The 12,124-nt window shown below is 28.6% G+C and carries 10 protein-coding genes; 5 read left to right on the top strand and 5 right to left on the bottom strand.

Features of this window, described 5'->3' with window-relative positions; translation table 11 throughout:
* Window positions 1-143: 143 nt before the first annotated feature.
* From BUA77_RS11565 to BUA77_RS11550, 4 genes are read right to left on the bottom strand one after another with little or no spacing between them, the layout of a single operon-like run.
* Window positions 144-797, bottom strand: coding sequence for an OLD family protein (locus BUA77_RS11565; RefSeq protein ID WP_072890371.1), 654 nt, complete (start codon window positions 795-797; stop codon window positions 144-146).
* Between the two features lie 11 nt (window positions 798-808).
* Window positions 809-1,051: a hypothetical protein gene (locus tag BUA77_RS11560; protein WP_072890368.1), complete on the bottom strand. Its 243-nt coding sequence runs from the start codon at window positions 1,049-1,051 to the stop codon at window positions 809-811.
* A gap of 20 nt (window positions 1,052-1,071) precedes the next feature.
* Window positions 1,072-2,532, bottom strand: a complete 1,461-nt coding sequence (locus tag BUA77_RS11555; RefSeq protein WP_072890366.1) for an AAA family ATPase — start codon at window positions 2,530-2,532, stop codon at window positions 1,072-1,074.
* A 10-nt stretch (window positions 2,533-2,542) separates the two neighbouring features.
* Window positions 2,543-3,562 (bottom strand): metallophosphoesterase family protein, encoded by a 1,020-nt coding sequence (locus BUA77_RS11550; RefSeq protein WP_084605751.1) that lies wholly within the window; start codon window positions 3,560-3,562, stop codon window positions 2,543-2,545.
* Window positions 3,563-3,657: 95 nt separating this feature from the next.
* Between BUA77_RS11550 and BUA77_RS11545 the strand changes: the two genes are divergently transcribed.
* Window positions 3,658-4,533, top strand: a complete 876-nt coding sequence (locus BUA77_RS11545; RefSeq protein WP_072890364.1) for an Rpn family recombination-promoting nuclease/putative transposase — start codon at window positions 3,658-3,660, stop codon at window positions 4,531-4,533.
* Window positions 4,534-4,619: 86 nt separating this feature from the next.
* Here the strand turns inward: BUA77_RS11545 and BUA77_RS11540 are convergent, their stop codons facing one another.
* The gene (locus BUA77_RS11540; protein ID WP_072890362.1) at window positions 4,620-5,312 is read right to left on the bottom strand and encodes a copper amine oxidase N-terminal domain-containing protein; all 693 of its coding nucleotides are present in this window, start codon (window positions 5,310-5,312) and stop codon (window positions 4,620-4,622) included.
* Window positions 5,313-5,423: 111 nt separating this feature from the next.
* On the opposite strand from BUA77_RS11540, the gene BUA77_RS11535 reads away from it, so the two are divergent.
* The 4 genes from BUA77_RS11535 to BUA77_RS11520 all read left to right on the top strand — a co-directional run.
* Window positions 5,424-6,791 (top strand): S41 family peptidase, encoded by a 1,368-nt coding sequence (locus BUA77_RS11535; RefSeq protein ID WP_072890359.1) that lies wholly within the window; start codon window positions 5,424-5,426, stop codon window positions 6,789-6,791.
* A gap of 391 nt (window positions 6,792-7,182) precedes the next feature.
* Window positions 7,183-8,778 (top strand): CTP synthase, encoded by a 1,596-nt coding sequence (locus tag BUA77_RS11530; protein WP_072890356.1) that lies wholly within the window; start codon window positions 7,183-7,185, stop codon window positions 8,776-8,778.
* Between the two features lie 268 nt (window positions 8,779-9,046).
* Window positions 9,047-11,644: an S-layer homology domain-containing protein gene (locus BUA77_RS11525; RefSeq protein ID WP_072890354.1), complete on the top strand. Its 2,598-nt coding sequence runs from the start codon at window positions 9,047-9,049 to the stop codon at window positions 11,642-11,644.
* Between the two features lie 203 nt (window positions 11,645-11,847).
* Window positions 11,848-12,124, top strand: a 277-nt coding sequence (locus BUA77_RS11520) for an S-layer homology domain-containing protein (RefSeq protein ID WP_143151357.1), incomplete at its 3' end; no start/stop codon positions are given.

Here is a 12,124-nt window from a genome sequence, read left to right as displayed (position 1 = left end):
TTTTTTACTCTATAGGATATTATAAATTTTTCAACTTGTGGATAACATTACTAAAAGTACTACAATATCAACTATTTTGAGCAACGGAGTCCGTTAGGACTCGTTGGCGACATGAGCCATGCGATAGCATGAAGCGAATTTTTTTACTCAATATTATACTCCGTAGCATTAGATATTCCATTTTCCATAGTAACTAAATATCTTTTGTCAGATATCTCTGAAAGATGTGTGTTGTGAGTTACCATTATAATTTGCCTATTAAATGCTGTATTTATTTCTTTTAAAAATTTGCCAACATTAACTATATACTCCTCAGAAACATGCTTTGCAGGCTCATCTAATATAAATGGCCCTTCAATAGGTGGATTGTGAGTTTGAAGCATACAATATTTAAGAGTTAAAGAAATAATATCAATAATTCCTCCGCCACGGCTTTCTTCTGGATTGTTTTTAACTTCACTATCATCATCTAGCTTAGTTACTACATAAAAGGAAGCTTCAGGGCGACCCCTTTTTTGTTCAAATTCAATTTTGAATTCTATATTTTCTCCTGTTACAAATTGTAAAGCTTTAGTTACCATAACTTCGAATTGATATTTTATCTGCTCACGAGCATACATTGAACTTTCTTCAAGTAATATTTTAGCTTTAGTAAAAGTATCTTCCTGGATTTTTAAGTTATCTATCTCATTTTCTATTCTTTTTATATCTTCTTCTATTTTATTTTTTATAGTTTTTTTATATACTATATAATCTCTAAAAGATGCATATCTATTTTTTATTTCATTTAGATTCATAATATCAGCTCCTAAATTGTAGGAATATTATTTGGAAGCATTTCGTTTATTTGATTTATTAAATCTTGCTTTTCACTTTCAAGCTTTTGTATGATTTCATCTAATTTTTCAGGATCATATCCAAGATTTATTATTTCTTCCTTTAGAACTTTTTCTTGTTTTTCAAGCTCTTCTAATCTAGTTTCTGCTTTGTATTTAGTCATTTTGCCTTTTTCTATTTTATCTTTAAGCTCTTGAAGTTGCTTTTCATTCATGTTAGTATCCTCCTTTTAATTTATAAATTTGAAATTATATTTTCTATTGTTTTATTATCTATATCACCAAAACAAGTAGGGCATTTGCCCATGCTCTTTAGCATATCAGAATAAGACTTAGAGCATGATAACAGTTCGTTATTTATTGTTTTAATATAGTTTTTACCTTTTATTATTCTTTCTTTAGTATCTTTATAGTTTTTATTAACTTCTTTTAGTTTTTCTATTTTAGATTGTATATCCATATATTTATTATACAGGTTATCTAAATCATTAAAATCTGGTAAACTTGCAATCTGGTTTTTAAGTTTGTTTTTTTCATTCTTAATTAAACTTGTTTCCTTGTTTAATTTACTTAATACATCTATCTTTTTATTAGTATTTTCAAGATTTATATATAAATCATTTGCATTATTAATATTTTTAAGGTTATCTATTGTTTTGTTTAATAATATTTTTTGTTTATTTAGACTATTGATTTTATTTTTTAGATTTAATATTTTATTTAAAATATCAATATTATTGCTTAAAACTTTATAAATATTTTCAGTTTCATATATATTTTCAAGCTTATTTATTATATTTTTTAATTCTTGTTTATTTTTAGAGATATTATTTAAGCTTATATTTATTCTGTTTAAATCTTTATTTTCTCTGTATTTTAGCTCTAAGTCCTTTAGATATAATTCGCTTTTTTCTATATTAACTAAAGAATCTATAGTATTTTTACATTTTATTTTTTCGTTTTTTATATATTCAAAGGAAGTGATATATTTTTTTAGCTTTTCTATATTTTTTTCTATATGTTCGTATGAGTTTATTAACTTTTCTATTTCCTTTAATTTTTTTTCTTCTTCTTCAATATCTTCATATTGTTTTAGCTGTTCATTTAATATATCATATTCATTTGATTTTTCCTTTGTTTTTCTTCCTATATCCAAAATATCATTTTTTATATCTCGTATAGCAGAGTCAAATAAATTTGCATTTATAAGTTTTCCTATTGTTTTAGAACGAGCAGAACCATTTGAGGATATTAAAAAAGGAGCTTCTAGCTGAAATAAAAAGTTTGGAGTTTCAGTTAAATCTTTATCTATTCTTAAAATTTTTATTCCACAAGCATTTAATACTTCAGGAACAGAATCAACTCCAAAATTTTCATTTTCAGAGATAGTTCCATCAGGATACTCTATTTTATATATATTTTTTGATGTTATCTTCTTTTTTCCGCTTAGTTTTTTTATTCTAGTTATTTTGGTATTATCATTAAGAACAAGTGTTACACTGCATTCATTAGTTCCCTGTCTTACCATACCATTCCCTTGAGGTTCATTTAAAAGAACCCACTTTATAGCTCTAATTACTGCTGATTTACCTTTATCAGATTCTCCTATTATTGTATTAAGACCATTTACAAATTCTAAATTAGTATTTTTATGGCTTTGAAAGTTTTTTATATTTATTTCTTTTATATATTTCATGGTATCACCTTTATTCTTCTAAAAGATTTTCCTCAGCCTTTGAAAGCTTAGTTAAAGCATAATCTATAACTTTTTTATTAAGCTCCTTATTATCAGCTATTTTTCTTACTATGTTTTTAATATCTGTTGATTCAATTGTAGAAGCTACTTTTATTTCTCTCATAAATTCTTCTATTTTGATTTCCTTGTATTGATTTTTTTCTATATGAGATCTATCTAATACATTTTCTCCTACTTCTTGCTTTAAAGGTATGAATTCTAGCTTTATATCATATTTAGATATTTCTATATATAATACTCCAACCCTTCTATTAATTTCACCTATATCTGCCGATACTCTAGAGAGCGATCCTGGATTTGCAAAGAATTTTTTATCTATATTTATAGGACTAAAGCCTCTGTGATAGTGACCTGTTAGTGTAAGGTCAGCTTTAGTGTGAGATACTTCATCTATTGTTACTATCTTCATATGAGGATTTATTTGCTTTTCCATAAGCATGCCATGGATAATATGAATAGACTTGTCTACATTTTCTTCAACTTCAGTTACAACATAATCATCTTCTATATTTTCCTCATCTATTCCAAAGTGAGATGGAGTACCTGTTATTTGAAGCTTTAAATCATTTTTATTAACAATAAGCCTTTCTCCTTTGTACAAAAGATCTATAAGCCCTGCTTTTTCAAACAAACCTAATTGAGTAGCTTTTATATTTTCTATATTATTTCCAAATAAATCGTGATTTCCTGCAATACCTATAACTCTATTAAAATTTCTAAATACCTTAGCTGTTTTTCCTGCAACAGCATTAGAAATACTAGGACTGTCAAATAAATCTCCACCAAATAATACAAAGTCACATTTTTTTTGAACTGATAAAGCTACTATTTGATTTAATTTATCAAGAACAGTATCTAAAAAATTATCTTTTCTAGCTCGAGGATTTCTTCCGCTAATATGAACATCAGTAAAAAACAATGTTCTTATTATATTATCATCACCATTTAAATTAAGCTCATTATAATCCAAAGTAAAGCCTCCCTTCTAATTAAAAACAAATATCTAAAATATTATATACTTACTATGATATAATATAAGTATAAATGATTGTGAGGTGATTTTAAATGGAGAGATTTAAACCTCTAAACGACTTTGTATTTAAGAAACTATTTGGTGAAAATGAAGTAAAAGATAATCTAATAGCATTTCTTAATTCTGTATTAGACAAAAAAGATAGAGAAAGACTTGTAAGTGTTGAAATATTAGATAATAAAGATTTAACTAGAGAAATGATAGATGATAAAGAAGGAATATTGGATGTAAGAGCAAAAACTAAAGATGGAACTCAAATAGATATAGAAGTACAATTAACAGATGAGCATAATATGGAAAAAAGAACTTTATTTTATTGGTCAAGACTTTATAGTAAAGAACTAAAAAAAGGACAAAACTATAATAAGTTAAATAAAGTAATAACCATAAATATATTAGATTTTAAATATTTAGAAATAGACAAATTCCACTCAAAATTTCATTTATGGGAAGATGAAATTAAAGACTATATGTTAACGGATTTAGTAGAAATACATTTCATAGAAATACCAAAATTTAGAGAACTTCCTAATAAAAATCTAAAGGAAGATAAGCTTCAAAGGTGGCTTACATTCTTTAACCAAGATATAAGTGAAGAAGAATTAAAGGAGCTGATTGCCATGGATGCTGATATCAAAAGAGCAGAAAAAAGACTTGAATATCTAAGTAGTGATCCTAAAATGAGAGAAATTTACGAAGCGAGAGAAAAAGCATTACATGACAGAATTAGTAGAATGGAAAATGCAATGGAAAAAGGAATTAAAAAAGGAAAAAAAATAGGAGAAGAAAAAGCTAAAATAGATATAGCAAAAAAACTAATATTAATGGATATGGATACTGAACAAATATTAAATGCGACAGGATTATCAAAGGAAGATATAGATAAATTGTATAAAGAAACACACTAGTTATATATACTCACTAGAATCTTTAATATTAATAAAAATAGGTTTATATCTAAAATGATATAAACCTATTTTTGTAAAATAAACCATTAATACTCATATTTTTTTTCAAGATCCTTATCACTATAATCATATTTATATTCAGCACATCTGTCTTTATCTTCATCATAAACTATAACTTCTATATCTTCTCTAAACTCTTTTCTTATTTCATCACAAATATCCTCTATGAAATCTCTAAATTCAGAATTGTCTCTATCATCCCAAGCAGAAGATTTTCTATCAAAATCTCCGTACATTTTAACTCTTATATTATCATTAGAAAGCTGGCTTAATGAATATGTAAACTCTAAATCTTTGTTTCCTTTAGTATATTCATCGTAATCATCTTCAAGCTCATCCTCTAAATCTTCTAAATTATCGTCATCATCATCTTTAAGCTTTTCAATCTCTTTTTCTTTTTCTCTTAATTGACTTTTTAGTATTTCTAGTTCATATTTGTTATTGCTATAGCTCGTATCATCACTGTGCATATAAATAGTTTTACTTTGATTATCCCAATAAACATTTACACCTAGACTTTCTGATATATCTCTTAAAGGAACATAAGTTGTATCTTCATAAATAAAAGGTTCATTAGCGAAGTCAATAGATTTTCCGTTAAGTGATACCTTAATATTATAAAAATATGCAGTTATTTTCTTGTTATAGCCACTTCCGAATGCAAAGCCACTTAAAAATAAAAGAATTATAAGTGATAAGGCTAATATTTTCCTCTTCATAATACACCTCCAATATTCGTTATATATATTAGGATACATCAAAAGTGTGCTATAATGAAAGGGTATTTTGTATTATTTTTACATCTAATAAATGGAAAGAGGGTTTGACGTATGAAAATATTCAAAAAAACTTTAGCATCTTTATTTATAACTATACTATTATTTTCAAATACTGCATTTGGAGAAGAGTTTGCTAAAAATGAAGAATTTTTTAATGCTGTGAAAAATTACATAATGAACAATTACGCAGATGAAATTACTGAAGATGAGCTTTATGATGGGGCTATACAGGGTATGTTTGAAAAACTAGACAAGCACAGTATCTATATGAATAAAAAAGAAAATAAAGGCTTTACTGAAGAAGTACAAGGAAAAATGTATGGAATAGGTGCTTTAATAGGGCTAAGAGATGGAAAAGTAAAAATAATAGAACCATTAGATGGTTCTCCAGCTAAAAAAGCAGGTATTATGCCAGGGGATATAATTACAGCAGTAGACAATAAAGAATTTGGAGAAGTTAAAGAAGTAGGACCTGTTGTAAATATGATAAAAGGAGATAAAGGAACAGAGGTTACTCTTACTATAGAAAGAGATGGAAATAAATTTGATGTAACAATTATAAGAGATGAAATAAAAATAAACCCTGTAAAACATAAAGTTATAAAAGGTGATTTAGGATATCTTAAAATATCTGAATTTAATTCAAACGTAGTTGAAGGAGTAGAAAGTGCAGTAAAGAGTCTAAAAAAAGAAGGAGTTAAAAGATTAGTTTTAGATTTAAGAGGCAATCCTGGTGGAGGGCTTAGAGATGTAGTAGAAGTATCAAAGTATTTTGTTCCAAAAGGAAAAGTAGTAAGCATAAAAGATAAAAAAGGAAATACTACTGAATACAAATCAAAAGGAGAAATTGCATTTGAAAAGGTTGCAGTGTTAATTGATAATGGTTCAGCTTCAGCATCTGAAATACTAGCAGGAGCTATACAAGATACTAAATCTGGAACACTTATAGGAAAGAAAAGCTATGGAAAAGGAACAGTTCAAACAGTATTAAATTTAAAAAATGGAGAAAGTATAAAGCTAACAATAGCAAAATACTATCTTCCATCAGATAGAACTATAAATGGAACAGGACTTACTCCTGATATTGAAGCACCTAGATATTCTAATGATATAAATAAGGATGAATTGATAACCTTAACTACTGATAAAAAACTATCTAAAAATGATGCAGGACTTGATGTTTTAGCACTTCAACAAAGATTAAATATTTTAGGATATAAAATAACTGATAATAAAGGAATGTTTTTAGATTCTACATTTGATGCAGTGAAAAGTTTCCAAAGTGATAACAAGTTATATCCTTATGGAACAGCAGATATTACAACACTTAAAAAGTTAAATGAAAAATTTACAGAATTTATGCTTTCTGATGAAATGGATAATCAACTAAAAAAAGCTATTGAAATACTAAGTAAATAGTGATAAAATAGCATAGTTATTGTAAATTGAAAAGTACAGAGCCTTACCCGGAAGGGTGGCTCCATCAATAAATGGTAGGTCGCCCTTTCCTAGGGTGACCTACCCCTTTTTTTGAGTAAAAAGGGTGAAAAAGCTGTGTGTATGTAAAATAACGTTACTGCAATAACTATTTTGAAAAAACTAAGCTGCACTCCATAAATAAATCCTAAAGCTTCAAAACTCACTAACGCTCAAACATTGAAGCTTCCATACGTTTAGCAAGTTTTTTTACAAAATAGTTATAAGCATTCACTCATATTTTACATACACACAATGTAGTTGTTAGTAAAAAAGACTTATTAAAATGGAAGAAAAGGAAATACTTAAGACAAAAGGTAAAAGGAGGAATATTATGGCTACTAAGTACATATTTATTACAGGTGGGGTTGTATCATCACTTGGTAAAGGAATAACAGCAGCATCTTTAGGAAGACTTTTAAAATCGAGAGGACTTAATGTTACTATTCAAAAGTTCGACCCATATATCAATATAGACCCAGGTACTATGTCTCCTTATCAGCATGGAGAAGTATTTGTAACAGAGGATGGAGCAGAAACAGATCTAGATCTTGGACACTATGAAAGATTCGTAGATATAAATCTTTCTAAAAACTCAAGTGTAACTACTGGTAAAATATATTGGTCAGTACTTAATAAAGAAAGAAGAGGAGACTATCTGGGAGCAACAGTTCAGGTTATACCTCATATAACTAATGCTATAAAAGACAGAGTATATAGAGTAGGGAAAGAAGGAAACTTCGATGTAGTTATAACAGAAATAGGAGGAACAGTAGGAGATATAGAATCACTTCCATTCCTTGAAGCTATAAGACAAGTTAAATATGATGCTGGTGAAGAAAATGTAATGTACATTCATGTAACACTAGTACCATACCTTGCAAAATCAGGAGAACTAAAAACAAAGCCAACTCAACACTCAGTAAAAGAGCTTAGAAGTATAGGTATTCAACCGGATGTATTAGTTTGTAGATCAGAAAAGCCTTTATCGGAGGATATGAAGAAAAAAATAGGACTTTTCTGTAATGTAAAGCCAGATCATGTTATTCAAAATTTAGATGCCGAAACTTTATACAGCGTACCTCTAATGCTTAAAGAAGAAGGATTAGATCAAATAGTAGTTAATAATTTAAAGCTTAATGCAAAAGATCATGACTTAAAAGATTGGATAGAAATAGTAGAAAAAGAAAAAAATCTTAAGAAAACCGTTAAAATAGCACTTGTTGGTAAATACGTAGAGCTTCAAGATGCGTACATATCTGTAGCTGAATCGTTAAAGCATGCAGGAATATATAATGATGTAAAGGTAGAAATAGATTGGATAAATTCTGAAGATGTAAATGATGATAATGCAAAAGAAATATTAAAAAATGCAGATGGAATATTAGTTCCTGGTGGATTTGGAGATAGAGGAATAGAAGGAAAAATATCTGCTATAAAATATGCTAGAGAAAACAAAGTACCTTTCCTTGGAATATGTCTTGGAATGCAGCTTTCAGTAGTTGAATTTGCTAGACATGTTGTAGGTATGAAGGATGCTCACTCATCAGAACTAAATCCAGAAACTCAATACCCTGTTATAGATTTAATGGCAGAGCAGGAAGATATAGAAGAAATGGGCGGAACAATGAGACTTGGAGTATACCCATGCAAAATATATGAAGGAACTAAAGCATATGAAGCTTATGGTGAAGCTTTAGTATATGAAAGACATAGACATAGATATGAGTTTAATAACGAATACAGAGATGTACTTACAAAAGCAGGACTTGTAATATCAGGAATATCACCAGATGAAAGATTAGTTGAGATAGTAGAGCTAAAAGATCATCCATGGTTTGTAGCAGGACAATTCCATCCAGAGTTCAAGTCAAGACCAACAAGACCACAACCTCTATTTAGAGAATTTATCAAAGCATCAGTGAAATAATTTTTTAACATATTTGTAACAATTCTGTAATACACATTTGCCATATTATAGAATATAATAAGTGTTGTAAGGAAAAACATGGTCAACTCACAAAATTTTAGCAATAACGATGAAATATTACAAATTCATTACAAAACTATTTCAACTTGTTGACTAGAAAATATTACAATGATATAATTTCCATATGTAATAAACTAGGCCAATTATTACCTATAAAGGTAAGGCTAGTTAATAAAATACATATTGTTATTGAGGAGGAAAGGATAATATGAAGAATACTAAAAAAGTTCTTTCTGTTGCATTAGCTGGTGCTTTAGCATTCGGTACAATGGGAACTGCTTTTGCTGCAGGAAATTTAACTGAAGGAATTGAAAACAAAAACGTTGTAGAAGCTGTTGAAAGATTAAGTGCATTTGGAATCATCAACGGAATGGAAGATGGAAAATACCATGAAGAAATGATGGTAACAAGAGCACAATTCGCTAAAATATTAGTTGAAGCATTAGGACTTGGAGGAGTAGTAGGACAATCAACTACTTCATTTGCTGACGTTGATGCTAATCACTGGGCATCAGGATATATAGCTGTTGCTACAGGTCAAGGATTAATCAAAGGATATGCAGATGGAACATTCAAACCAGAAAAAGAAGTATCTTATGCAGAAGCTGTAACTATGCTTGTTAGAGCGTTAGGATACAAAGATGAGTTCTTAAAAGGAACTTGGCCATCAAACTACATAGGAAAAGCTGCTGAAGAAGATATAACTGATGGAGTTAGAGTTACTAATGGATCTGCTGACAGAGGAGCAGTAGCTGTAATGGTTGACAACACTTTAGATGCAGAAACAGTAACACAAAAAACATTTGGAGATGACAACAACTTCGAAAAATCTGGAAAAACTTTATTAGAAGAAAAATTAGAGGTAAATAAATTAGAAGAAGTAACTATAGATGCGGTAGCAAAAGTAGATGATTCATTAAAAGCAAATGAAATAAAAGTAAAGTATAAAGATGAAAATGACAAAACAGTTACTGAAGAAGTAGAAGTTAAAGAAGGCATTGAAACTACTAATTTACTAGGATTAGAAGCAGATGTTTATGTAAATGATGATGATGAGGTAGTTTATGTTGATGTAACTACAGATGAAAGCGATATGGTTACAGGTATAGTTACAGGCTATAACAAAGATAAAAAAGAAATAACTATTCAATTTGAAGATGGAAAAGATAAAGATTATGATGTTAAAGATAATGCTACTTTATATATAAATAATGAATCGAAATCAGATGTAGATGTTGATGATGAAAATGATTTAAAAGCTTTAAAAGGATTATATGCAAGAGTAGTATTAGATGATAAAGGTGATATATCTTTTATTGATGCTGTTAATTTTGAGGATGAAGCAGTAATAGTAAAAGAAATCAATAAAGATAAGAAATATATCAAAGGATTAAAAGGAACAGTAGATAACAGCAAAGTAGACTTTGATGAAGAAGATGGATACAAGATATTCTTAGATGGAAAAGAAATAAGCTTTGATGATATAAAGATAGGAGACTTAGTTTACGCTAAGGATGTAAACGAAGTAGATGGAGATACGTATACTTATGTTTACGTAGTTAGAAATGTGATAGAAGGTAAACTTGATAAAGTTAGAAAAGATAATATGAATATAGCAGGAAAAGAGTATGATAATGCAAGCAACTTAACTTACTCTTTAGATGACGACGATAAACCAACAATCTTTGCTACTTCAAAAGATTTAGAAGATGCTACTAAGAAAGATGTTAAAGCATACTTAGATATTAAAGGGGAAATAAGACACGTTGTTGCAGATGTTAATGCATCTTCTGATTCTCTTTATGCAATATTAGATAAAGATGGGTTCTTATCTTCTGGAGATGATGCTATTAAGTTATACACTAAAGAAGGTAAAGGTGTAACTTATAAGTTTGATGATAATATAAGTGAACATAGTGCTTATAGTAAAATCGAAGAACTTAAAAAAGGTGATATAGTTAAATATGAATTAACAAAAGATGGAGAAATAGATGTTGACGATTATGAAGTAATTGTTAAGGCTTCTGACTTAGATGCAGATAGTAAAGATGCTATAGAAGTACATGTAACAGAATTTGATGATGAAAAAGATTACATTAAAGCTGATGGTAAGAAATACTACATTTCAGATGATACTGTAATCATGAGATATTATGATAAAGATGATAAAGATGCGGTAGAGCCAGAATTAGTAAAATGGGCTGACATAAAAGATTCAACTATTAAGGATTCTGATAATTTAAGAGCTGTAATAGTTACAGATGAAGATAATGATGTAGATGCTGATTTCGTAGTATTTACTGATAATTATGACTTAAGTTCAGATGGACACAGTGCATATGTTAAAGGAGATATCTACTACGATGGAGATTATAAGATAGATGTTGAATTATTCGATGGTACTGAAAAAACTTATATAGTAGATGAAGACTATGCTAATAAATCAAAAACTACTATAGAAGGAGACTTTATAGTATTCTCTACTAATCAAGATGGAGAAATAGAGACAGTTGTAAGAGCTGTATATGATAATGATCATTCAAATACTGATAAAGTTAATGATATAGATGCAGACTACACAATGGATGCTGGAAAAGTTAAGAAGTTTAAGAATGATGTTATAACATTAGAAAATGGAAATTCTTACAAGATTGATTCTAAAACTGGAGTTTACGTATTAACTCTTGACGATAATGAGTATGATGAAGTTAAGAGAGGTGACTCTGGAGATATAGATGATGAAGCTAAGGTAAGAGTAATAATCAATGATGGCGATGTAGAAATGGTTGTTGTTGTTGAAGAATAAGAATTAGTTGACAATAATTAAAAAACACTTGGGATTTTCCCAAGTGTTTTTTTGTATGTAATAATTTATTAATATTACTGTAATATTTTTGTAATTGATATTAAGGGGTTAGATGTGTATAATAGGATTTGTAGACGAGGAAAATAAACTCCTATATCAGCAAAAGGGGAATGACATCTTAAGTTTAAGGAGGAATAAATAATATGAAAAATACTAAAAAAGTTTTATCTGTAGCATTAGCAGGTGCATTAGCATTTGGTTCAATGGGTGCAGCTTTTGCAGCAGCTCCACAAATGAATGAAGATACAGATAAAAAAGTAGTAGAAGCAGTAGAAAGATTATATTCATTTGGAGTAGTAAATGGATTTGAAGATGGAAAATATCATGAAGAATATAAAGTAACAAGAGAACAATTTGCTAAATTATTAGTTGAAGCATTAGGACTTGGAAGTGCAGCACAAGCAGCTAACGGGTCAACTA

This window comes from Tepidibacter formicigenes DSM 15518 (genome assembly GCF_900142235.1).
Classification (GTDB): domain Bacteria; phylum Bacillota; class Clostridia; order Peptostreptococcales; family Peptostreptococcaceae; genus Tepidibacter; species Tepidibacter formicigenes.
Note: the sequence above shows the minus strand (reverse complement) of the source record. Positions and strands in the feature narration are given on the sequence as shown.

Coding starts and splice junctions, on each gene's coding strand:
- BUA77_RS11565 (WP_072890371.1), bottom strand. CDS start 797: ATGAATCTAAATGAAATAAAAAATAGATATGCATCTTTTAGAGATTAT.
- BUA77_RS11560 (WP_072890368.1), bottom strand. CDS start 1,051: ATGAATGAAAAGCAACTTCAAGAGCTTAAAGATAAAATAGAAAAAGGC.
- BUA77_RS11540 (WP_072890362.1), bottom strand. CDS start 5,312: ATGAAGAGGAAAATATTAGCCTTATCACTTATAATTCTTTTATTTTTA.
- BUA77_RS11530 (WP_072890356.1), top strand. CDS start 7,183: ATGGCTACTAAGTACATATTTATTACAGGTGGGGTTGTATCATCACTT.
- BUA77_RS11545 (WP_072890364.1), top strand. CDS start 3,658: ATGGAGAGATTTAAACCTCTAAACGACTTTGTATTTAAGAAACTATTT.
- BUA77_RS11525 (WP_072890354.1), top strand. CDS start 9,047: ATGAAGAATACTAAAAAAGTTCTTTCTGTTGCATTAGCTGGTGCTTTA.
- BUA77_RS11535 (WP_072890359.1), top strand. CDS start 5,424: ATGAAAATATTCAAAAAAACTTTAGCATCTTTATTTATAACTATACTA.
- BUA77_RS11555 (WP_072890366.1), bottom strand. CDS start 2,532: ATGAAATATATAAAAGAAATAAATATAAAAAACTTTCAAAGCCATAAA.